The sequence below is a fragment of the Streptomyces sp. NPDC059668 genome (assembly GCF_042734135.1).
Classification (GTDB): Bacteria; Actinomycetota; Actinomycetes; order Streptomycetales; family Streptomycetaceae; genus Streptomyces.
The window spans coordinates 407,389-430,393 of the sequence record NZ_JBHWEL010000001.1 but is presented as its reverse complement, the minus strand read 5'-3'; the positions used below and the strand labels follow the sequence as shown (position 1 = coordinate 430,393).

Sequence of the window (23,005 nt, the reverse complement as noted above, 5' to 3'; positions counted from 1 at the left end):
GCGTTGGGGCGCCGGGCCTCCCCGGTCGCGCTCGCGCGCGGGGGGGGGGTGGGCGGTGGGGGGGGGGGCGGCCAGCCGGGGCGGGCCCCCCCGCACCTCGGAAAACGGCGTAAAAGGGTCGGGTGGAGCGAGGCCGGGGTCCGCCGCCTCAGCTCGTCTTGCGCCCCACCCCGCCGTAGAAACCGATCTCGCCGGACCTCGCCGGAGGCGGCCCGTCCGGGCGCCAGAACGGAACCTGGGCCAGGCCGGGTTCGACCAGTTCGAACCCGTCGAAGAACCGCTCGACCTCGGCGCGACCGCGCAGGCTCAGGCTGGCGCTGGCCTTGTTGTAGACGGCCTGCGCGTCACGGCGGTCGGCGAAGTCGCCCGTGGCGTGGGAGAGCACCAGGAAGCTGCCCGCGGGCAGCTCGTCGCGCAGCGTGGCGACCACTTGCTCGGGATTGTCCGCATTGGTGAGGAAGTGGACGACGGCGACGAGGAGCAGGGCGACGGGTTCACCGAAGTCGATGACGCGGCGCACCTCGGGGTGGTTCACGATGGCGAGCGGATCGCGCAGGTCGGCGAGTACGACACCGGTCGGACCGGAGCGGCTGATCAGCGCGTTGGCGTGGGCGTTCACGATCGGGTCGTTGTCGACGTACGCGATGCGCACGTCGGGGGCCACCGCCTCGGCCGTCTCGTGCACGTTCGGCGCGGTGGGCAGCCCGGTGCCGATGTCGAGGATCTGGCGGACACCGCTGCCCACGACGTGGCGGACGGCGCGCTGCAGGAACGCGCGGTTGGCTCGCAGGCCGATCCGCGCCTCGGGGGCCGCGGCGGCGAGTTCGTCGCCGGCCCGCTGGTCCACCTCGTAGTTGTCCTTGCCGCCGAGCAGGTAGTCGTAGATCCGCGCGGGGTGCGGCCTGCTGGTGTCGATCTCCTCGGCACGGAACCCGTACTGTGTCACGCTGCACTCCTCTCGACGGCCGCCGCGGCTCCCCGCACGCGCACGGCACAGGACAGCCTGTCACATCAACTTGCCTGCGCATGACCATAGTTCGGCCCTCTGGTCGGCCACGGGAAACAGCGGTCGACCACGGACCGTCGTAGCGATGAAGCGGTCGGCCCAGGCCGGCCGGCGGCGCGCTCGGCGGCACGGACCGGGGTTCCCACCGCTGCCCCGGCACGGCCGTCCGGGAATCGCCGGACAGACCGGACGCCCTGGGTGGTCAGCGGCCGCCCGTCGTCCAGGGCGTGTCCGCGGGCGGGAGGGGCTGTTCCGTCCAGATGGTCTTGCCGGCCGGCGAATAGCGCGTGCCCCACCGCTGGACCATGTGCGCGACGATGAACAGACCGCGCCCGCCCTCGTCGTCGCTGGCGGCCCGCCGGAGGTGGGGCGTGGTGTGCCCGGTGTCCGAGACCTCGCACAGCAGGCTGCGGTCGCGGATCAGCCTGAGCTGGATCGGGCCGGACGCGTAGTGGATCGCGTTGGTGACCAGCTCGCTGACGACCAGCTCGGTACTGAAGGACAGTTGATCCAGCCCCCAGGTGTGCAGCTGCCGGCTGGCCAGGCTGCGGGCGCGCCCGACCGCCTCGGGGTCGAGCGGCAGCTCCCACACGGCCACCTCCCGCGAGTCCAGCACACGGGTGCGTACCAGCAGCAGGGCCGCGTCGTCGGCGGCCGACCCGTCGGGGAGGAGTTCGGCGATGATCTGGTCGCACAACTCCTCGAGGGGTTTCTCGTGTTCGGACAGCACACGGCCGAGTCGCTCCAGTCCGAGCTCGATGTCATGGTCCTCGCCTCTCACCAGCCCGTCGGTGAAGAGGGCCACGAGACTGCCCTGGGGCAGTTCCAGTTCCGCGCTCTCGAAGGGCAGACCGCCCAGACCCAGGGGTGGCCCGGAGGGGAGCTCGGGGAAGGTGAGGACGCCGTCGGGGGTGACGACCGCGGGCGGCAGGTGACCCGCGCGCGCCAGGGCGCACCGCCCGGTGACCGGGTCGTACACGGCGTAGAGGCAGGTCACACCGAGGGCCGGGTCGTCGTCCGGCCCGGAGTCGGCGGTCCGGTCGCTCACGCGACGCGCCGCCGTCTGTTCCGCGGAGCTCTGCTCGGCCAGGTCGTCGAGGCGGGTGAGCAGCTCGTCGGGGGTGTAGTCGAGCCGTGCCAGGGCGCGCACGGTGGTGCGCAGGCGCCCCATCGTGGCCGCGGCGCGCAGACCGTGGCCCACCACGTCGCCGACGACCAGGCCGACCCGTGCTCCGGAGAGCGGCACGACGTCGAACCAGTCGCCGCCGACTCCGGCCAGATGGGCGGGCAGATAGCGGTGGGCCACTTCGACGGCCGTCTGTGTCGGGATGTACCGGGGCAGCAGGTCGCGCTGCAGTGCGAGGGCGGCCGTCCGCTCGCGGGTGTAACGGCGTGCGTTGTCGATACAGACGGCGGTACGGGCGGCCAGCTCCTCGGCGAGCGACAGCTCGTCGCTGTCGAAACGGGCGGAGGCACTGCCGCGCAGGTACGTGACGAGCCCCAGCGTCGTGCCACGGGCGCGGAGAGGCACGACGAGCAGGGAATGCGCCCATGGTTCGGCGTCGGGCAGGGGCCCCGCGTCGCCCGGCCCGGTCTCCGCCAGGACCCGTCCGCCGGAGGCCAGGCTGCGGGCCTGCGGTGAGCCCTCGCCGTAGGTGATCCGCCGCTCGGCGGGCGGTGTCAGCGGGGAATCCCCCTCGAAGACACCGTCGGCCCAGCGGCGGGCCATGCGCAGCAACGGTTCCGGGCGCACCTGCCGGGGTGCCGGTTCCTCACCTTCCGTGACGCCTTCCACGAGGTCCACCACGACGGCGTCGGCGAATTCCGGGACGGTGACCTCGGTGCACTCCTTGATGGTGCGCGTGACATCGAGAGTGCGGCCGATGTGGGACCCGGCGCGCACCAGGAGTGCCAGCCGCCGCTGGGCCAGATAGCGGTCGGTCACGTCGAAGGCGTCCTCGCACACGCCCAGCGTCTGGCCGCGGGCGTCCTGCAGCCGGTAGTAGGAGCAGGACCAGACGTGGTCCTGCTGGCGGTCGGCCGGCGGCCGCCCGCGGTAGCGCAGGTCGACGACCGGCTCGCCGGTGGTGAGTACGTTGCGCATGACCTGTTCCAGCGTCGAGGGCGCCCCCTCGGTCATCACCTCGCCGCCCGGGTACAGGTCCTGCGACAACGTCCCGATGACGTTCTCGACCGGTTCGGTGAACTCCCCGCCCGACGCGGCGTTGGCCCACGCCAGCCGGAGGTCGGTGTCGTAGATGGTCAGGCTGATGGGCGACTGGGTGGCCAGGCCGCGCAGCATGGCCTGACCCGCCTCCCACTCGTGGACCTCCTCAAGCTCCGCCGCGACCACGACCCAGGCCGGCCCGTCGCCCGTGTGGGACAGGCGGGACATCATCGTCGCCGACCGTACGATGTGGCCGTCGCGGTGTTTCAGGTCGACCGCGTTGCTGCGCACGTTGGGGGCGTCACGCCACTCGGCGAGACCGGGCTGCCAGGAACGACCGCCCGCGAAGAGCAGGTCCACGGGGTGCCCCACGATCTCGTCCGAGCGGTAGCCGAGCATCTCCTCGGCCGCCGGACTCCACCCCACGACCCAGCCCTGGGCATCCAGGACCGCCGTGGCGGCCCGCGTGACGTCGAGGGGACCACGGAAGTAGACGCTGTCCTTCGCATTCCAGACATTCATGGCACCACCCCAACCCGTGGCGATGTCTACAGCATCAGTCCGCGGCCCGGGGTGTACAACCGCGGCCACGTCGCGGCGCCGCCCCCAGACGTCCCCGCCCTTCGGCCCTGGGGACGCCGGAACCTCCACACACCGGTGAGCTTCCGGCTGCGGTCGGTCGCCGCACCGTCCCGGTACCCCGGCTTCCACCGTTCGCCGGCGCGGGAAACCGCCGTGACACCTCCGAGCGGGTCCGATGGGCCTTCCGGGTGGCCTGGCGCACGGCATCCCCGCGTGTACGGCCTACCCCGGGTGGGTTGCGGGCCCTGTGGGATCGTCCCGCCCTCCTGACCGGGCACCGCGGGGGCCAGGGCGCGCGTATTTTGGGCGGTAACCATTTAAACCCGACACGATGTCCCGGTTCGGGGTTTGCGGCGGGTATAGCTGCGGGACTCGGCGTGGAGGGAGACGATGAGGTGAAGCATGACGCCTGCTGCCGAGCCGTGGGGTACCTCGGCGTCCTGACACCACCGAGTGGCCGCGTGCAGTGAGGAGGGATGGGGATGGGTGCAGCCGAGTCGTTGGAGAGCGACTCCGACGCGGCGGACGTCGCCCCGACCGCCTCCGGTGGTCTCCTCGACCTGCTGAGCGTGGCAGCCATCCTCCTCGACGACCACGGCAGGATCGTCCTGTGGAGCCCCCAGGGCGAGGACCTCTTCGGTTACAGCGCCGCGGAGGCGCTCGGCGAGTACGCCGGCCGCCTGCTGATCCACGATGAGAACCGGGACGTCGTCCTCGGTCTCTTCGCGCAGGTCATGGAGGGCGGTGGCAGCTGGGCCGGGGTCTTCCCCATCCGGCACAAGGACGGCACCACACGGCGGGTGGAGTTCCGCAACATGCGGCTCCAGGACGAGCAGGGGAACCACTACGCCCTGGGGCTCGCCGCGGATCAGGCGACGCTGCGGCAGGTCGAGCGCGACCTCGCCCTGGCCGCCCGGCTGGTCTCCCAGTCACCCATCGGGCTCGGTGTCCTGGACACCGACCTCCGCTACGTGTCGGTCAACGCGGCCGAGGAACGGATGAGCGGCGTCCCCGCCGCCGAACACCTGGGCCGACACGTGCACGAGGTGCTTCCGCACCTGCACGAGTCCTTCGAAACGACCATCCACGAGGTCCTGGCCACCGGCGCCCCGGTCCTGGACCAGTACACCTCCGGCCACACCCCGGCCGACCCCGACAACGAGCACGCCTGGTCGATCTCGTTCCACCGTCTCGAAGCCCCCAACGGAAAGGCGCTGGGCGTGGTGACCTCCAGCGTGGACGTCACCGAACGTTACCGCGCCTTCGAGGAACAACGGCGCACCGTTCTCACCCTTCAGCGCAGCCTCCTCCCCCACCCTCCGCCGCAGCGGCCCGGGCTGGCCGTCGCCTCCCGGTACCAGCCGGCCAGGGCGGCCAGCGGGATCGGTGGTGACTGGTTCGACGTCATCGCCCTCGGCGGCGACAAGACCGCCCTGGTCGTCGGGGACGTCATGGGCAGCGGTGTCAGCGCGGCCGCCACCATGGGCCAGCTCCGCACCGCCACCCGCACCCTGGCCGGCCTCGACCTCGACCCCGCCCAGGTCCTCCAGCACCTCGACCGCATCACCGAGGACCTGGAGCAGGACATCATCGCCACCTGTGTGTACGCCGTCTACGACCCGCACAGCGCGCGCTGCCTCATCTCGCTGGCCGGCCATCTGCCGCCCGCGCTCCTGCGCATGGACGGGAAACACGAACTGCTCGACCTGCCCACCGGAACCCCGCTGGGGGTGGGCAACGGCGGCTTCCACACCAGCGTGCTCGCCCTGGGCCGTGGTGATCAACTCGTCCTCTACACCGATGGTCTGGTCGAGAAGCGCGGCTTCCCGATCGACGCGTGCATGGACAGTCTGCTCACCCTCCTGGACGATCCGCACCGCCCCCTCGACGAGACCTGCGAGGTGCTCCTGCACGCCCTGCGCGATCCGGGCGGCCATGACGACGTGGCACTGCTCATCGTCCGGGTCCTGCAAGCCCGCGCCTCGGAACAGACGCCCCTGTCCCGGCCGGCCTGACACCGCTTCCGCCGGTGCCTACCCGAGGTCGGCGTCCGGGCGATCCGGCCAGGGCCTCGCCGATCGCGAAGGACATGCGTCACGCGGGCACGGTCCGCCGGCGCGCCGAGCCGGTACGCCGGTACGCCGGTACGCCCCCGTGCTCGCCGTACCCACGGTGTCACCGTTCAGTGGGCCGGCACCGCCCTTCGGCGCACGACCAGGCTCTCCACCTCGTACGACATCGCGATGGTCCCGCGGACGGGAGCCGGATGGTAACGCCCGGCGCACACCGAGAGGTTGACGATGAGGTAGGCGTGCCAGGCGCGCCCCACCCCGCGCCGGTCCGCGAACACCTGGACGCCGTTCACCCACCACACCACGGAACGGACGCCGAACTCGACCCGCAGATCGACCCACGCCCCCGGACCCACCGCCTCGTCGGTGTAGTAGTGACCGCTGCCCCGGACATGGTTGGAGAACTCCAGCAGGTCCGCGTTGTCGGGGTGGTACTCGAAGACGTCGATCTCCTGGCCGCCGTCCCGCCAGGTCCAGATCGCCGGCCAGGCGCCGATCTCGGCGGGCAACCGCACGCGCGCCTCCAGTTCGTCGCCCGCGCGGACGGCGAACCCCTCTTCGCTGCCTTCGGTCGTCAGCAGCCCCGTGTTCCACCTGCCGTCCCGTCTTCGGGTGGCCCGGAAGACGCCGGTGCGGCTGTAAGTGCCGTCCTGAACCAGGTAGTCGAGCTTGTCGTCGCCCGGATTGACCGGACCGCCGTCGGGATAGGCCCAGGAACGGCCCGCGACCCACTGCCGGGTGGAGGCGAAGTCCGCGGTGAAGACCACATCGGTGACGGGCGGGATTCCGGAGGCGGGGAGCGGTTCGTCGGACACCGGTTCGTGCATGCTCTGATTCTCTCCGGCTCACGGCCCCGCCATGCCCCGCGGGCCCCGCACCGCCGCTCAAACTACACGTCCGGGTGAGACGCTCCCCGGCCTCCACGGACTCGGGATCCCGCCAGGACCTGCCGCTGCGCGACCGCTCGTCACGGTCCGGGACCAGGTGCGCGGCTCCCCCAACGGTCCGCCGACCCATGAGCGGCCGACCGGAGTAAGGATGGAAGGACACAGCCACGAACGCACAGCGAAGTCAGCCGGCGGCCCGCCCGGACGGACGCCCGACAGTGGTGACCGTGCGTGGCCTGTGCGTGGCAGTGGCGCGGTCTTCGTCGCACGCCGCCTTCAAGGCGTCACGACGACCCGACAAACGAGCTCCGCCGTTCCCCGAAGGTCAGCCGCCCCCGCCCTGGAACGCGGAGCGGAGAAGAGCCCCCGTGAACTCCGTCCTTCAGCGACTACGCGCGTCCCCCGATCCCGCGGCCGGCGCTCCGGCACGGTCGGCGGTCTCGGCCGGTGACTGCGGTCTGCTGCTCATCAGACTCACGTTCGGCCTGTTGATGGCAGGTCACGGTGCCCAGAAGCTCTTCGGGATCTTCGGTGGCGACGGTCTGACCGCCACCGCCAAGGGGCTCGCCGCGCTCGACTACCGGCCGGGCAAGGTCTACGCCGTGATTGGCGGTGCCTCCGAACTCCTCGGCGGCCTCGGCTTCGCGGTGGGACTGTTCACCCCCCTGGCGGCGAGCGCCCTGATCGGCGTGATGATCAACGCCATGGTGACCGTCACCGCGGCCCACGGGGTGTGGGTGACCGACGGCGGCCTGGAGTACAACCTGAGCATCGCGGTCGTCGCGCTCGGCGTCGCCGCCACCGGTCCGGGAAAGCTGGCTCTGGACCACCCCTTCCGCTGGGGCCGCGGCGGCTGGCTCAGTGCCCTCGTCGCACTGCTCCTCGGAGGCATCGGGGCCGCAGTCGTGCTGTTGCTCTAGGGCGTGTTGCGACACACCGGCGGGGCCACCCGGCGATCACGGCGAGTTTGCCGCGAGGAGACGCACGGTCACTCGGGCACCCTCAGGATGACGGTGGTGCCCCTTCCGGCGACGCTGCGGATCGTGAGCCGCGCGTCGATGAGGTCCGCCCGCTCGTGCATGGCGGAGAGTCCCACGCCCCGCACGGTGGAGGCCGGCGGCGCGGCCGCGCGCAGGGCCGGCCAGCGCCTGGAGTCCGGGAACTGGGGCATCCCCCGCCCGTCGTCGGAGACGGTCAGCGTCATCGCAGGGCCGTCGGCCTCCACGCCGACGGTGATCCGCGTGGGCCGGGCGTGTTTCACCGCGTTGGTCAGTGCCTCCTGCGCGATGCGGTACACGTGGGCCTGTACTTCCGAGGTCAGCCGGTCGCTGATGTCGGCGTGCTGCGGATCGATCCGGAGATCGACGCGGATCCCGAAGGTCTCCGAGGTGCGACGGCACAGCGCCTCCAGGGCCGCGCGCAGTCCCAGCTCGTCCAGGACCAGGGGACGCAGATCCGTGATCAGGTGGCGCAGTGAGGTGATCTGGTTGCCGACCAGTGCACGTGCCTGCTCGATGGCGCTGCGCATGGCTTCGGGTCGGCCGTCGGCGGCGGCGGAGGAGAGCACCACCTGGACGGCGCCGAGCTCCTGGAGGGTGTCGTCGTGCAGCTCACGGGCCCAGCGGCGGCGTTCGCGCTCCGCGCCGTCGTGGCGGGCCCGGACACGTTCCCGTCTCAGGCCCCGGTCGCGGTGGGTCGCGCTGCGCATGGTGGAGGCCGTGTACACGACCAGGAGGAGCGGGAGCACGTGCAGGGCGTTCAGCAACGGCTGCTCGGTGATGCGGACCAGGCTGGCCACGGCGAGCATGAGCGCGATGGCGGCGGCCACCACCATCCAGGTCCGGCGTCCGGCGGTGTACAGCGGGGCTGCCCCGAGAAACGGGGTTGCCGCGGCGAGGGACAGGGCCAGTTCGGAGGGCAGCGGCTGGTCGGTGACCTCCAGCACCACCGCGACCGCGAGCAGACAGGTCCCCACCGCCTGCAGGGCGATGCCCCATCGGGCCTGACGCGGTCCCCTCATGCCACCAGGCCGCGCTCGCGGGCCGCGGCGATGAGCTCCGCCCGGGTGTCCTTGCCGAGCTTGTCCCGGATGCGGGCCCGATGGGTCTCGACGGTCCGGACCGAGACGTACAGACGCCGCGCGATCTCCTGGTTGGTGTGGCCCAGCGCCAGCAGGGCCAGCACCTCGGCCTCGCGGCCGGTCAACGACTCCTGGCCGGCGGGTCCCGGCGTCTCGAGGGCAAGCCTGGCCCCCAGCACCGGCTGGACGTACGTCGCCCCGTCGGCGACCTGGTGCGCGGCGGCCCGCAACTCCTCGGCGGCCGCCTCCTTGAGCAGGTAACCGGCCGCGCCGGTGCGAAGCGCCTCCCGGGCGAACGCCGGGTCCTCCTGCATCGTGAGGACCAGGATCCGCGTGCCGGGTGACGCGGTGAGCAGCGCGGGGATCACGGGCAGACTCGACTTGCCGGCCATGGTCAGGTCGAGGACCAGCACCCGCGGACGGGTCCGGCTCACGGCCTCGACGGTGTCCGGGACCGTGGCGCTCTCGGCCACGATCCGGAATGCCGGGTCCTGGGCCAGCAGAAGCCGCATTCCGGCCCGGACCACCAGATGATCGTCGGCGAGTACGACGGTCACCTCCCGGGGCGCCGGCCGGGCCGGCGAGGAGCTGGGGTCGTCCATAGCTGCAACGGTAGAGCCCCCGTGGCGGTCGGGCAGCCGCTGCCGGCGCGGGTGCGGGAAAACCGCAGGAAGGTGCGCGGGGAGGGCGCAGCCGGAGACCGTAGGACATGCGGTGTGATGCAGGGTCTTACGCATGCGTGGTGCGGGCCGGCACCGATGTGTCCGCCGTCGTGCGGGCGGATGCTCGAAGAGACCGTACGTACCACCCCCTCTCCCGAGGCGGCCCCCATGATCCGATCCCCTCTCCCGCTCTCCCGGGCCGGTGGAGCCAGGCCGAAGCGCCCGGTCGCCGAGTGGGGTGTCGGCGGCGGCCGTACACGCGGTCCATGGCACGTCCCGTTCGCACGTGGTGGCCCGCACATGAGCGGCGTCCTCACCCAGTCGGCCGTCCCGGTCGCGCTGATCACCGCCATCACCCTGGCCGCGACTTTCGCTCCGATGGCGGTGCACCTGTCCCCCCTGCTGGTCGCCGCCCCCACCTCCACGGCGGCGTTCGCCAGCTCCCGTTTCACCGCGGGCACCGCCCTCGTGGCGAGCGCGGCCATGTTCGTCATCGACCGCCGTGACGGCCTGCTGCACTCGCCGCTCCTGCCGATCCACATCGCGGCTCTGCTGGTGGTGTCGGTCTTCGTCGTCGCCGCCCGGAGCCTGCACGACCGCGACCTGAGGGAACTGGCGCAGGTACGCGCGGTGGCCGAGGTGGCCCAGCGGGTCGTACTGCGCCCTCTGCCCCGTCGGCTGGGTCCGCTGCGGGTCGCCTGTACGTACCGGGCGGCCGCGGCGCACGCCCGGGTGGGCGGCGACCTGTACGCCGCCGCCCGGACCGGCCGCACGAACCGCTTCCTCATCGGGGACGTCCGCGGCAAGGGCCTGCCCGCCGTCGAGGACGCCTCCGCTCTGCTCGGCGCTTTCCGTGAGGCCGCCTACCAACACGTCGCCCTCCCCGAACTGGCCGCCGCCCTGGAGAGAAGTGTCCGCAGACACTTCGCGCAGCTCGCCGACAGCGACCCCGAGAGCAGCGAGCGCTTCATCACCGCGCTGCTGGTCGAAATCCCCGACGAGGCGGCTCTCGCGCGGGTCATCAGCTGCGGGCACCCCGCACCGCTGCGGGGCCGCCACGGCGAGGTGGCCGCGCTGCCGGCGCCTCGCCCCGCACCACCCCTCGGACTGGCCGGCGTCTCCCCCGACGACTACCACGTCGACACCTTCGCGTTCGGGCCCGCTGACACCCTGCTGCTCTACACCGACGGCGTCGTGGAAGCCCGGGACACCACCGGCGGCTTCTACCCGATCCTGGAGCGGGCCGCCGACTGGCCGTGGGGCTGCCCGCACGACCTGCTGCGGCGCATCAACGACGACGTGGACATCCACGCCGACGGACACCTGGAGGACGATCTCGCCCTGGTGGCCGTCCAGCGCGTCGCCGCTCCGGGCACCGGTCAGGTTCCCCACCCGTCCAGTCCACATCACCTGCCGGAGGCCGACCAGTGACCTGTCCGGTGTTCCCGAAACGACGCGGTATCCACGGAAAGGCGATGACGACGATGACCGTCACACGACGGAACAGGTGGCTGGGTGTGCTGCTCGTCGGCTACGTCGTCGCGTCGTGCGCCGTGCAGCTCCAGGAGTCCGCGGGCGGCCTCGTCCGCTGGTCGGGATTCTCCGTGCTCGTCCCCGTCACCGCCGCCGCGCTCCTGCCCGTGCGGCAATCCCTGATCATCGGTGTCTCCACGCTGGTTCTCAGCATCGCCACCTACGGCTTCGCCATCCACGGAGTGTCGGCCGGGGGCCGGACGGTCGTGATCACCGCGGTCGCCCTGTCCTTCGCCCTGAGCCTCGTGGTCTACCGGGTGCGGCCGTGCCTGCGGGCCACGCCGGCCGCCAAAGCCGCCCGGAACACGCCACGTCGGCCCGGTCCGGCGGACGACCGGGCCAGTGCCCCCGAAGCGCCGCATGCCGTTCCGTCCTCACCGCCCGACATCCTGCCCGCCGCGCTGCCGCAACCCGCGGTGGTGGAGCTGGCCGGGCACTACCGGACCGGGTCCGGCCGACTCGGTACGCGCGCCCAGTGGCTGGACGCCATCCCGCTGTCCGGCGCCCGGGTCGGGCTCGTCGCCGGTTCGGTGGCCGGACCGAACGCCGACGCCACCGCCTCCGAACTCCGGGCCGCCGTACGCACCCTGGCCGACGTCGATCTGCAGCCCGAGGAGCTGCTCACCCACCTCGCCGACGTCCTCGCCCGGCTCCGGCCCGACGTCCGCCCCGGTCACGGCACCGGGACGACCAGCACCTGCGCCGTCAGCGCCCAATGCCTGTACGCGGTCTACGATCCCGCGTCCTGCCGCTGCACCCTCGCCGGCGCCGGAAGCTCCTCGCCCGCCGTCATCGCACCCGACGGCACGGTCATCTCCCTCGACCTGCCCGAAGGCCCCTCCCTGGGACAGACGGACCTGCCGTTCGAATCCACCGAGATAGACCTCCCCGAGGGCAGCACGCTCCTGATGTACACCCGTACCGGCACCGGCGCGCACGACTCCGGCGGCGAGGAACTTCTCAGCGTGCTCGCACGGCCCCAGCCCGGCCTGGACGCCACCTGCCGATCCGCCGTCAATGCCCTGCTCGACGTGTCCCGTACGCAGGTCGCCGTCCTCGCCGTCCGCACCCACGCACTGGACACCCGTACGGTCGCCACCTGGGACCTGCCGGCCGACCCTGCCGCCGTCTCCTACGCCCGCACCCACATCGCGGAGACACTGGCCGCCTGGGGCCTCACGGACGCCGCCCCCACCACCGAGCTCATCGTCAGCGAACTGGTCACCAACGCCATCCGCCACGCCCAGCCCCCCATCCGGCTGCGTCTGATCCACCACGCCGGCAGCCTGGTCTGCGAGGTCACCGACGGCAGCAGCACCTCGCCCCATCTGCGCCGGGCCCGCACCTTCGACGAGAACGGGCGCGGACTGTTCATCGTCGCCCAGCTCGCCGAACGCTGGGGAACCCGCCACAACCACCACGGCAAGACCATCTGGGCCGAACACACCCACGCGCCCGACCGACCCGTCACCACGGTCTGAACCGGCTCCCGCGGTCTGTCGGGCCGCGGGGGCGGCGGGGGGGGGGCCGCGCCGCCCCGCCGGCGCCGCCCCCCCCCCCCCCCCGCCCCGCGCCGGCCCCCCCCACCCCGCACACGGGCGCCGTGCGCGGGAGTCGCCGGGAGGTGCCGGGGCCACCCGTTTCGGTCTCTCAGCCCGGCAGCCTCCAGTTCTGGGCGTTCGAGCCGTTGCAGGTGTAGAGCTGGAGCTGGGTGCCGTTCGTGGTGGAGGAGTTGGGGTCGTCCAGGCACAGCTTGGACTGGGGGTTGACCAGTGATCCGTTGGCGCCCGGGGTCCACTGCTGGGCCCCGCTGCCGTTGCACGTCCACAGCTGGACCAGTGTGCCGTTGGTGGTCCCGCTGTGATCGGCGTCCAGGCATTTGCCGAGGGTCCGGACCGTTCCGTCACCGGCGACGATCCAGTCCTGGGCGTAGGTGTTGTTGCAGCCCCAGATCTGGACGTGGGTGCCGTCGGTGGTGGAGGAACTCGCGTCGTCCACGCACAGGTTCGAGGCCACCGCGGAGGTGAGGGGGCCGATGCGGGGCGAGGCGGGGGCCGTGGTGTCACCGGCGTAGGAGGGCGGGGCCGCCGAAGCGCCCGTCGCCCAGGAGGTGTTGGCGGTGGTGCCGAGCGTGTAGGTCAGCGTGCCGCCGGCGCTGATCGCCGTGGTGGGGGCGAAGGCGTTGTTCCAGGCAGTGCCGTTCCACGTCGCCGACTGCACGTAGGGGGCGTTGTCGGCGGCGCCGTTGCCGTTGATCGTCAGCGTCTGGCCGGACGGGAGGGTGACCACGGCTTGGGTGAACAGCGGGGAGCCCAGCGCGAGGTCGGAGGTGCCCGGCGTCTCGGGGTACATGCCCAGCGCGGACCACACGTACCAGGCGCTCATCGCACCGAGGTCGTCGTTGCCGTCGGCCAGACCGCCCGGCGTGTTCGCCCAGATCTGGTCCTGGATCGCCCGGACGGTGCCCTGTGTCTTGTAGGGCTGTCCGGTGTAGTCGTATTCCCAGGGCAGTTCGATGCTGGGTTCGTTGCCGACCCATGCGTAGCCCTTGTCGCCGGTGTAGCTGCGCAGCACGGTGTCCAGGTAGTGGTTCATCGCCGTGTTGCCGCCCTTGGCGCGGGCCAGGCCGCCGATGTTGAACGGGACCATCCCGGTGTAGATCCAGGAGTCGGCCTCGACCATGTCGGTGCCGCTGGTGGGGTCGAAACCGCCGGTCCAGGAGCCGTTGGCGTTGCGCGGTTCGACGAAGCCGGAGGCGGGGTTGAGCACGTTGCGCCAGCCTTGGGCACGGTTCGCGTACGTCTTCTGGTGGCTGGTGTCGCCGAGTGCCCCGGCCAGTGCGGAGATCGCGAAGTCGGCGGTGTTGTACTCCAGCGTGGTGGCCACCGGGCCGTAGAAGTTGCAGCAGCCGTAGCTGCCGTCGTGCGGCATGTACCCGGGTGAGTCGAGGTAGTTCAGGCCGGGCCGGTCGTTGTTGGCCGTGCTCGCCTGTCTGATCATGTCGGTCAGGGCGGTCGAGGTGTCGAAGTCCCTCGCCCCGAAGGCGTAGTAGTCGGCGAGGATGGCGTCAGCCGGGTCGCCCACCATGACGTAGGACTCGCCGTTGTTCTCCGACCACTTAGGGAAGACACCGGTCTGGGCGTAGTCGTCGACCATCGACTGGGCGGTGTCCGAGGCGACGTCGGGTGCGACCAGGGCTTCGAGTTGGGCTTGCGAGCGGTAGATGTCCCAGCCGGAGTAGTTGGCGTACGCCGCCTTGTGGCCGGTGTCCACGGTGTGCGTCCTGCCGTCGAACCCGTAGTACTGGCCGTTGGTGTCGCTGATGACGTTCGGGTGCAGCAGCGAGTGGTAGAGCGCGGTGTAGAAGCTCTGTTGCTGCGCGGCCGTCCCGCCGGCGATCTGAATCCTGCCGAGTGCGCTGTTCCAGGCGTTCTGTGCGGCGGTGCGGGTCGCGTTGAAGTCCCACCCGGGGTTCTCCGCCGCCCGGTTGGCCGTCGCGTTGGCGACCGAGACGTAGGAGATGCCGACCTTGGCCTGCACCACAGGATTGGCGGTGGTGTTGAAGGTGACGTAACCGTTCGAGGCGGCAGCGCTCGGGGCCGCGCCGCCCTCGGCCGCCTTCGGTGCCGTCGCGGTGAGGGCCTTGCCGTGAAGCACCGGCTTGTTGGGCTTCTCGGCGGCGTTCTTGGACGCCGTGCCGGGCTTCGCCGGGGTGGTGGCCGGCGCCTTCGCGACCGAGGCGCCCTGCGAGGTGAACGGCTGGTCGAAGACCATGTCGAAGTACACGCTGTACGTGTTCCCCGCGCCGCAGAAGTGGCCGCTGGTGACCTGGCCGCTCACCTCGGTGTTCGAGACCTTGGTGAACTGCGTCGAGGTGGCGCCGTTCTGGCTTCCGGTGAGTTTGAAGATCAGGTTGGCCTGGCTGCTCGACGGGAAGGTGAAGCGCGCCATGCCGCTGCGTGTCGTGGTGGTCAGCTCCGTGGTCACCTGATTGGCGAGGGCGACCTTGTACGAGCCCGCGGTCGCCGACTCGTTGGCGTGCGAGAACGCGTCCGTCGCACCGGTGTTGACCGTGCCCACCGTGGGCAGCACCGGTATGTCGCCGGCGGCGCCGCAGCCGGGTCCGGCGATATGGGTGAGGCTGAAGCCGGTGATGGACGAGTCGTTGTACTCGTATCCGCCGCCGGAGGGACGCGACGGCGTGTCCGGGCTCCACTGCACCATGCCGAACGGCACGTCGGCCCCGGGGAAGTCGTCGGCCTGGTTCGACGTCCCGATGAACGGGTTGACCACGGTGGCGGGCGACGTGACGAGCGCGGCCTTCTCGGCCGCTTGCGCAGGTGCGCACAGGCCGGCCGCGGCCAGTGCGGCGGCCGCGAACAAGCCGATCGTGGTGGTTGCTGGGGGTCTCGGCACTCGTTTCGTCACGGGTTCCTCCTCTACTCGGAAGCGGGAAGCGGCACTTGACAACGTTGCCTTCGGATCGAGAGCGCGACGCGTGAGCCGCGATGGAGAATGACAACGTTGTCTCATCGCTGCGACGGGGCGCCTGGCGATGCGAACGCGTTGACGGGGCCCCGGGGCCACGAGCACCTGGGGGCGCAGACGGGAACTCTTCGTGAAGCTAGCTACTAGGCAGGGGCATGTCAACGATGTGCGCACGCGGGACATGAGGCCGCGAGTCCGGATCCCCGGGCCCCGGGCCGGCGGACGCGGAAGTGCGACGCGGCGGCGGTGAATCCCGGATGATCCGCGCGGTTCCGCGGCCGCATACTGGCGGCATGTCCGAACTGACGCTCGCCCAGCGGGCGCTCGCCGAAGCGATGTCGGAAGTGTCCGAACTCGCCTACCGCGCGGGCTGGATGGAGCGGACCGAGTACGCGGTCTGGCAGCTGCTCTCCACTCGCGGCGCGTGGGGGCAGGCCGGTGCCGAGGAGCTGGCGCCACTTCTGGACACGGTGCGCGACGCGTTCCGGCGTGCCGGCTGCTGGATCGTATGGGCCGACGACGCCCCTGACGTTCAGCCGGTCGCCCTCGCCGAGTGGCGCCGCCGGTACGCGGCGTGGGCTGTCGTGAACGGGTCCACGACACCGGTGGTCGAGGTGGACCACCCAGAGGTGTGACGGAGTGAAGTCGTCGACACCGCCCAGGCGTCGACCAACCGCTCACCGGCCGGCCCCGCCGGTGGCGGGACCGTCGGCAGGTGATCGACGGGATTCTGCACCGGATCGGGACCGGGGTGCGGTGAAGTGACCTGCCAGAAACCGTGCCTGCGCCGGTGACGGTTCGTTCGACGGCGTCGCGATTCCTGTGTCGTTCTTCGCGAAAAGCTTGCTGCGAAGCTTCGTGCGAAGCCGGATGGCCGTCCGCCTCACCGGCCGGTGGCCACCCGCTGTGCCGGGCGCCGGTTCGCCATCTGGGCAGCGCCCCCGCTGCGGCCCTACCCGTCCGGCTCCGAACCTGATCCCTACGCGAGCCAGCAGTACAGGCCGTGGCCACGCTCTTCCGTGCCCCGTGCGAGAGTTCCCAGACTCTCCACCATCTCGCCGGCCAGCTCCGTGTCGATCGCCGCACCGTCCTCCGCACGCTGCCGGGCCCACGCCTCGGCCACCTCACGCAGTCGGAATCGTTCCGCCTCGGCGAGAGCGCCCGTCAGGCGGGCGGAGAGCGCGAAGACAACGCATCCGTCGTCGTCCTCGCCGGCGACGACGCGCGGTTCGCCGGCTTCCACGAGCTGCTCGAAATCGCCTCCGGACAAGAGGCATTCCCACTCGACCACAGCCTCCTCCGAGTCGAAGTTGCCGAACGAGAGGGTCTCGAAGGCGTGGCCGGGTCCGGTCTCGACCACGAGGGCGGCCGACGCGTCGTCCGGTGCTACGAAGAACTTCACGATGGAGCTCACCCAGGCATGATGCCCGACCGCTCAGCCCCCGCCACCATGGCCGACCGGAAAAGCCCTGGGCCGATGACGCGTACCGCAGGCCTCGTCCGAGAGTGTGGAACGGTCTCGGACCCAGGTACGCGCCCCGCCCGTTGCCCGTCGGTCAGACGGTCGTGACCACTTGCTCGTACGCCAGACGTGGGGAGCGCGTGAACCACGCGTTCTCGCCCGGCCTGCCGATGTTGACGACGGCGAGAACCGAGTGCTCGCCGTCGCCGAAGAACTCCTTGTCGATGCCCTCGGCGTCGAAGCCGGTCATCGGTCCGGCGGCCAGGCCGGCGGCGCGGACGCCGATGATGAAGTAGCCGACCTGCAAGGACGCGTTGAACCTCGCGGACGGCTCGCGTACCGCCCGGTCGGCGAAGAGGCTTCTGGCCTGGGGGAAATGCGGGAACTGGGTGGGCAGTTCCTCGTGGAACTCCAGGTCGGCGGCGAGGATGGCGACGAGCGGGGCGGCCGCGGTCTTCTTGCGGTTGCCCTCGGACAGGTGCGCGCCCAGGCGCTCGCGCGCCTCGGCGGAACGGACCAGGACGATGCGCAGCGGCTGCTGGTTCATCGAGGTGGGGCCGTACTTGACCAGGTCGTAGACGGCCTCGACCTGGTCGTCCGAAACCGGCTCGTCGGTGAAGGTGTTGGCGGTACGGGCCTCCCTGAACAGGAGGTCCTGGGCAGCGGGATCGAGTGCGAGGGACATGGTGAACCTCTTACGGTTGAGTGTCTGTGGTTTCCCGGTGGCCGCGAACGGCGAAGCAGAGGAACTGGGCGCTGACACCCAGCAGGTACACGGCGGTCGTGGTCGCCCCGACGAGCCCCCACAGGAGGGGCCCTGAGCAGCACCGGGTCAGCAACAGAACGGCCAGTGCGGCGCACGTCGCCATGGGCAGGTGGCAGGCTGCCCAGATGCGCGTGCCGGCCGGGGCGGACCTGCCCGGCGTCATGGGGGAACCGCCGTGCGCGACAGCGGCCAGCGCCACGAAGGTGAGCGTCGCGCCGGCAAGGAGCGCCAGGACGTCGGCGGTCCCAGGGGCACCACGTTCGGACGACGTCACCGCGGTGGCCGTCCACAGCGCCAGGGTGTATCCGTGCGGGGCCGCGCTCGCGGTCACGACGTCCCGGAGCTGGCCGCGGTATCCGTGCCGTCGGCCCGTAGGGGCGCCTGGCCCGGCCGCCCTGGGCCGCGGTCGGCTATCCGTCCGCGCCACGGCTGACGGTCCTGCCCCGCGGACGCTGCTTTCGGGGCGCCCCGAGGCCGTCGCCGGGTCCTGGACGCGGTGGCGTCCCGTGGGCCGGTCGTCCGGGGCCTCGGCGCCGGTGGGCGCGTAGCGCGCTCGTGGTGTCCATGGTGCGCGTCGTGTTCATGAGGCGGTCACCTCCTGATGAGTGACGGTGCCTTTCTGGAGGCCACGCCGTTGCTGCCAGCATCACGGGTGGTGTCCGCGTCAGGCGTCACCCATTCAAGGGATCCTTGCCGTCGTGTCCGGCGGTCGGCGTACCGCCTCAGTCGGCTCCGTCGGTGCTGACGCCCCGCTCGACCGCCAGGCGGGTCAGTTCCACCCGCGAGTTGATGCCGAGCTTGGTGAAGATGTGCTTCATGTGCGTGTTGACGGTGTGCACCGACACGTAGAGCTGGTCGGCCATGGCCCGGTTGGTGAGGCCCTCGACGACGAGCGGGATGAGTTTCCGCTCGGATTCGGTCAGGCTTCCCAACCCCGGGGGGCCGGCCGTGTGGTGCCGCACGGGGGCGGTGCGCACACCGAGCCGGCGCAGGCGCCGTCTGATCCGTTCCTGGTCGCGCCCGGCGCCTGAGGCGGACACGAGCCGGCCCGCTTCCTCGAAGTACGGGATCGCCGATGTCGTGTCGGCCGACTCCGCGATGAGCTCGCCGAGGTCCTCGCAGGCGGCAGCCAGAGCCGGCGGCCTGCCGGTGCTCCGGTAAGCGGTGACGGCGGACTCCAGTGCACGGGGGTCGCGGTGGAGCAGGCCGTCCACATGGGCGCGGACCGCCCCGATGATCTGCCGGCTCTCGTCCTGCGGGGCCAGGCTGCGCAGTGCGCCGGACACGGCCTGGGCGAGCGACGGGTCCCCGGCGCGGAGCGCGATGCGCACGATCCCGGGCCAGTGGGACGGAGGTACCGCCAGCAGCCGCGTCGGCTCGCTGCTCCGGAAGCTGGCCGTGAGAGCCGCCGCCGCTTCGGCCGCTTCGCCCTCCGCGTCCGCCAGGCCCCCGCGCGCGAGGGACACCCAGGGTCCGTACCGCTGCGTCGTGTTCGTACCGGACCCGGTTTCGACGGCACGGAGGTGGTCCCTGGCCTTGGTGAGGTCACCGCGCCGGATCTCCACCAGTGCCAGCACGGAGCGGGCCTGCGGATTCGGCAGGGTGATCTCGAGTTCGCCCGCCACCATCAGGCTGGACTCGGCCTCGACGGCCGCGTCGTCCAGCGCTCCTTGTTCGAGCAGTGCGCAGGCACGGGCGGCGTGCCAGTGGGGTAGTGACCAGCCCAGGCCCAGCGCCTCCGCTTCGCGCTGTCCCTCCCGCAGAATCCGCCCGGTGTCCGCGAGGCGGTCGGTGGCGGTCAGCACGGTGGCCAGCCAGAGCGCCGGGATCCGCGGGGGCCGCAGGTAGAGCGCGGCGGTCTGGGTGCCGGCGCGTCGGGTGGCTTCCTCGGCGAGCGCGAGGGCGCGGGCCAGCCGCCCGCGGTAGAAGGACGTCTGCGACTGGAACACCATGGCGCTGACGACGACGGCTGGGTCGTGGCTGTGGTACGAGGCCTCGACCAGCCAGGGTCCCGTCTGCTCGGCGGCGGTGATGTCTCCGAGGTACACATGGCCGGTCGCCTTGGTCTTCAGCAGCCGGACGCGCAGGTCGGACGGCAGCGCGGGCAGCTCCAGGGCCTGCTGGAGGTGCGTCATCGCGGCGGCGTCGTCGCCTGCCGCCTGGTGGATCTCGGCGGCCACCAGGCGCAGGTTCGCCTCCTGCGGTGGTTCGAGGCCTTCCGGAAGGGTGGCGTCGACCAGGTCGAGCGCCTCGTGGACCCGGCGGGTCCGGCCGAGGTACTCGGCGGCGCCGGTCAGCAGGGTGATGCGGCGTCGGTCGTGCGGGGGCAGCAGTCCGGCGACCCGCTGGGCCAGGTCCGCGGCGGCGTCGGGGGCCGACGACGACAGCTCCCGTACGGCGGTGGTCAGCGTGGTCACGGCGTCGTCGTCGACGGGGCCGCCCGACATGACGACGTGCCACGCCACCTCGGCCGATCGCGCTCCGACGCCGCGCAGGCTGTCGGCCGCCTCCCGGTGCAGCGCCACGCGTACGGCCGGCGGCAGGTTCTCGTGGACGGCCTGCCGGATGAGGTCGTGACGGAAGGCGATTCGCGGACCGTCGGCCGAGAGCAGACCGGCGTTCAGGGCGGCCTCGATGCCCGCCAGCAGACTGCCGACCGGCCTGCCGAGCATGCGGGCGGCCGTGCCGAGGTCGAACTCGCGGCCGAGTACGGCCCCGATCTGGAGCAGACGTACGGCGTCTTCCGGGAGCCGGTCCAGGCGCGCGGCGAAACTCCGCCGGAAGCTGACGGGTATGCCGTCGTGCAGAAGGCTCGCCTCTCCCGCCTCCGCTCTGGCGGCATCGGTGCCGGCGAACGCGCGGACCAGTTCGATGGCCAGGAAGGGATTGCCCGCGACGGCTCTCAGGAGCCTGGCCAGACCCGGTGACGGCCTCGCTCCGAGGACGTCCGCCGCGATGTCCTGGAGCTCCTGCTGCGGCAGGGGACCGAGGGTCAGCCATCGGGCGCCGAGGCGTTCGAGGTCGTCCCGCACCCTGGCCACGGTCGGTCGCTCGGCGTCCGACCGTACGGCCAGCACCCACAGGATCCGTGAGGCGGCCAGGCGTCCGGGCAGGGTGCGGAGGACGAAGAGCGTGGCCGGGTCCGCCCATTGCGCGTCGTCCACGAGGACGGCCACCGGGGCGTGCTGAGCCCGGTCCTCCAGAGCGTCCGTGATGCTGTCCAGCAGCCACAGCCGCTGGTCGTCGGGGGCCGCGGCGGCCCGCTGGGAACCGTCGGAGGACTGGAGGGCGGACTGCAGTGCCGCTCCCGCCGCGTACTGGTCGAGTTCGTCGGCCCGTACCGACACCACGTCGAACCCGGACCGCCGCCCCATCGCGTCCAGTTCCTCCAGCAACCGGCTCTTGCCGACGCCGGGCGCGCCTTCCACGACGACACACGCGCCCCGACCGCCACGCACCGTGTCCAGGGCCTCGCGGACAGCCGTGATCTCGCGGTCCCGTCCCCGCAGGCGCAGACCGGCAACGGCCTGGTTCCCGCGGCCGCCTGCCTCGTCGCGGGCGGGGTCTGTGCTGGTCATGGGGCAAGCATGGCTCACCGCCGCGGCCGCCCTCTACGGCGGTCCCCGGGTGACCGCCGGTTTCACCCGGGTGATCGCCGGCCGCGCGCCGTCCGGTCACCCTGTCGCGACGCATGCTCCGTGCCATCCGGATCTCTTGCCCCTGGAGAGGAGCACGACATGCGTACAGGCAAGGAATACCTGGCAGCGCTGAACGACGGCCGCAGGGTGTGGGTGGGTGACGAACTCGTCGACAACGTGGCCACGCACCCGAAGACCAGGGCCTACGCCCAGAGCCTCGCGGCGTTCTACGACCTTCACCACCGCCCGGACCTCCAGGACGCCATGACGTTCGTGGACGAGGACGGCGTGCGGCGGTCCATGACATGGTTCCAGCACCGCTCCAAGGAGGACCTGCGGCGCAAGCGCCACTACCTGGAGACGGTGCAGCGGGAACTCGGCGGCGGGGCGATCCCGCGTACACCGGATGTCAACAACTACGTCCTGCTGACGTACATCGACGACCCGGAGCCCTGGAGCAGCCAGTCGGTCGGGACCGACGGGAGGGACCTCACCGCGGGGATCCTCGACTTCTGGAACGTGGTGCGGGACGGCGACCTCAACGCGACGCCGGCCTTCGTCGACCCGCAGGCGGACCGCTCGCGCGATTCCGCCCAGGCCGAGTCGCCCGCCCTGCGGGTGGTCGCCACCTCGGACGAGGGCATCACCGTGCGGGGTGTGAAGGCGATCAGCACCGGCGCGGCCTTCGGCGACTGGATCCACATCGGTGTCTTCTACCGACCCGGGATCGTCGCGGAGCAGATCATCTACGGGGCGGTGAAGCCCGACACCCCCGGGATCACCATCATCTGCCGGGAGAGCAACGTCCACGACGGCGACGAGATCGAGCACCCGCTCGCCTCGCAGGGGGACGAGCTGGACAGTGTCATCGTGTTCGAGGACGTGTTCATCCCCTGGAACCGGGTCTTCCACATCGGCAACCCCCAGCACGCTTCGCTGTACCCGCAGCGTGTCTTCGACTGGCTGCACTACCACTCACTGGTGCGTGCCATGGTGAAGGCCGAGCTGATGCTCGGCCTGGCCCTGCTGATCACCGAGCACATCGGCACGTACCAACTGCCGCCGGTCCAGGCCCGGGTCGCCCGGTTCGCCGGCTTCCACCAGACGCTGAAGGCGCACACGGTGGGTTCGGAGGACGAGGGGTTCTTCACTCCGGGCGGCATCTTCAAGCCGAACGTCCTGATGTTCGACTTCGGGCGGGCGTACTACATCGAGCACATCACCGACATGGTCCACGAACTCCTCGACCTGGCCGGCCGTTCCGCGCTGATCTATCCGACCGAGGGGCAGTGGCAGCAGCCCGAACTGCGGCCGTGGCTCGAGGCGTTGCAGACCGGACCGGTCGGCAGGCCCTACGACCGACTGAAGATCAGCCGGGTGATCCGCGACATGTTCCTGTCCGACTGGGGCGGCCGCATCAGCACCTTCGAGAACTTCAACGGAACGCCGCTGCTCGCCATCCGGAGTCTCACCATGAAGCGTGCCGAGATGTCCCCGAGCGGCAGCATGGCGGACCTCGCGCGCAAGGTCTGCGGCATCGAGAGCGTCGGCGACGAGGAGGAGACCGTGTACACGGCTCAGGCGAACTACGCCCGGCGCCAGGACGCCGCACGCCGGGACGCCTCGTAGCGGGACGCCCCGCAGCAGGGCGCCAGGGTCCGG

The 23,005-nt window shown here is 71.5% G+C and carries 16 protein-coding genes; 6 read left to right on the top strand and 10 right to left on the bottom strand.

The window, feature by feature from the left end:
• Positions 1–148 precede the first annotated feature (148 nt).
• Positions 149–946, bottom strand: coding sequence for an SAM-dependent methyltransferase (locus tag ACFV2J_RS01905; protein WP_385088443.1), 798 nt, complete (start codon positions 944–946; stop codon positions 149–151).
• 262 nt (positions 947–1,208) lie between these two features.
• Entirely contained in the window at positions 1,209–3,695 is a 2,487-nt protein-coding gene (locus tag ACFV2J_RS01900; RefSeq protein ID WP_385088441.1) for a SpoIIE family protein phosphatase, read from the bottom strand.
• A gap of 542 nt (positions 3,696–4,237) precedes the next feature.
• On the opposite strand from ACFV2J_RS01900, the gene ACFV2J_RS01895 reads away from it, so the two are divergent.
• Positions 4,238–5,770, top strand: a complete 1,533-nt coding sequence (locus tag ACFV2J_RS01895; RefSeq protein ID WP_385088439.1) for a SpoIIE family protein phosphatase — start codon at positions 4,238–4,240, stop codon at positions 5,768–5,770.
• A gap of 167 nt (positions 5,771–5,937) precedes the next feature.
• Here ACFV2J_RS01895 and ACFV2J_RS01890 read toward each other — a convergent pair whose 3' ends face one another.
• Positions 5,938–6,654 carry a beta-glucanase gene (locus ACFV2J_RS01890; RefSeq protein WP_385088437.1) on the bottom strand — a complete coding sequence of 239 codons (717 nt, stop codon included), beginning with the start codon at positions 6,652–6,654 and terminating at the stop codon, positions 5,938–5,940.
• Positions 6,655–7,082: 428 nt separating this feature from the next.
• On the opposite strand from ACFV2J_RS01890, the gene ACFV2J_RS01885 reads away from it, so the two are divergent.
• Positions 7,083–7,634, top strand: a complete 552-nt coding sequence (locus tag ACFV2J_RS01885) for a DoxX family protein (RefSeq protein ID WP_385088435.1) — start codon at positions 7,083–7,085, stop codon at positions 7,632–7,634.
• 68 nt (positions 7,635–7,702) lie between these two features.
• Here ACFV2J_RS01885 and ACFV2J_RS01880 read toward each other — a convergent pair whose 3' ends face one another.
• The gene (locus ACFV2J_RS01880) at positions 7,703–8,734 is read right to left on the bottom strand and encodes a sensor histidine kinase (RefSeq protein ID WP_385088433.1); all 1,032 of its coding nucleotides are present in this window, start codon (positions 8,732–8,734) and stop codon (positions 7,703–7,705) included.
• Positions 8,731–9,396 (bottom strand): response regulator, encoded by a 666-nt coding sequence (locus tag ACFV2J_RS01875; RefSeq protein WP_385436939.1) that lies wholly within the window; start codon positions 9,394–9,396, stop codon positions 8,731–8,733. The genes ACFV2J_RS01880 and ACFV2J_RS01875 overlap by 4 nt, the downstream gene beginning before the upstream one ends.
• A gap of 360 nt (positions 9,397–9,756) precedes the next feature.
• On the opposite strand from ACFV2J_RS01875, the gene ACFV2J_RS01870 reads away from it, so the two are divergent.
• Entirely contained in the window at positions 9,757–10,887 is a 1,131-nt protein-coding gene (locus tag ACFV2J_RS01870; RefSeq protein ID WP_385088429.1) for a PP2C family protein-serine/threonine phosphatase, read from the top strand.
• Positions 10,888–10,931: 44 nt separating this feature from the next.
• The gene (locus ACFV2J_RS01865; protein ID WP_385088427.1) at positions 10,932–12,470 is read left to right on the top strand and encodes a SpoIIE family protein phosphatase; all 1,539 of its coding nucleotides are present in this window, start codon (positions 10,932–10,934) and stop codon (positions 12,468–12,470) included.
• Between the two features lie 169 nt (positions 12,471–12,639).
• Here the strand turns inward: ACFV2J_RS01865 and ACFV2J_RS01860 are convergent, their stop codons facing one another.
• Complete coding sequence (locus ACFV2J_RS01860; RefSeq protein WP_385086526.1) at positions 12,640–15,417, bottom strand: lectin; 2,778 nt, start codon at positions 15,415–15,417, stop codon at positions 12,640–12,642.
• 353 nt (positions 15,418–15,770) lie between these two features.
• Here ACFV2J_RS01860 and ACFV2J_RS01855 point away from each other — a divergent pair, with 353 nt between their 5' ends.
• Entirely contained in the window at positions 15,771–16,112 is a 342-nt protein-coding gene (locus tag ACFV2J_RS01855) for a hypothetical protein (protein WP_385086529.1), read from the top strand.
• A 344-nt stretch (positions 16,113–16,456) separates the two neighbouring features.
• Here ACFV2J_RS01855 and ACFV2J_RS01850 read toward each other — a convergent pair whose 3' ends face one another.
• The 4 genes from ACFV2J_RS01850 to ACFV2J_RS01835 all read right to left on the bottom strand — a co-directional run bounded on the left by ACFV2J_RS01850 (position 16,457) and on the right by ACFV2J_RS01835 (position 21,283).
• Positions 16,457–16,891, bottom strand: coding sequence for a hypothetical protein (locus ACFV2J_RS01850; RefSeq protein ID WP_385086532.1), 435 nt, complete (start codon positions 16,889–16,891; stop codon positions 16,457–16,459).
• Between the two features lie 142 nt (positions 16,892–17,033).
• The gene (locus tag ACFV2J_RS01845; protein ID WP_385086535.1) at positions 17,034–17,624 is read right to left on the bottom strand and encodes a malonic semialdehyde reductase; all 591 of its coding nucleotides are present in this window, start codon (positions 17,622–17,624) and stop codon (positions 17,034–17,036) included.
• Positions 17,625–17,634: 10 nt separating this feature from the next.
• Positions 17,635–18,036 carry a hypothetical protein gene (locus ACFV2J_RS01840; RefSeq protein WP_385086537.1) on the bottom strand — a complete coding sequence of 134 codons (402 nt, stop codon included), beginning with the start codon at positions 18,034–18,036 and terminating at the stop codon, positions 17,635–17,637.
• A gap of 391 nt (positions 18,037–18,427) precedes the next feature.
• Complete coding sequence (locus tag ACFV2J_RS01835; protein ID WP_385086540.1) at positions 18,428–21,283, bottom strand: AAA family ATPase; 2,856 nt, start codon at positions 21,281–21,283, stop codon at positions 18,428–18,430.
• A gap of 159 nt (positions 21,284–21,442) precedes the next feature.
• Between ACFV2J_RS01835 and ACFV2J_RS01830 the strand changes: the two genes are divergently transcribed.
• On the top strand, positions 21,443–22,972 hold the full coding sequence (locus ACFV2J_RS01830; protein ID WP_385086543.1) for a 4-hydroxyphenylacetate 3-hydroxylase family protein: 1,530 nt from the start codon (positions 21,443–21,445) through the stop codon (positions 22,970–22,972).
• The last annotated feature ends 33 nt before the right edge of the window (positions 22,973–23,005 follow it).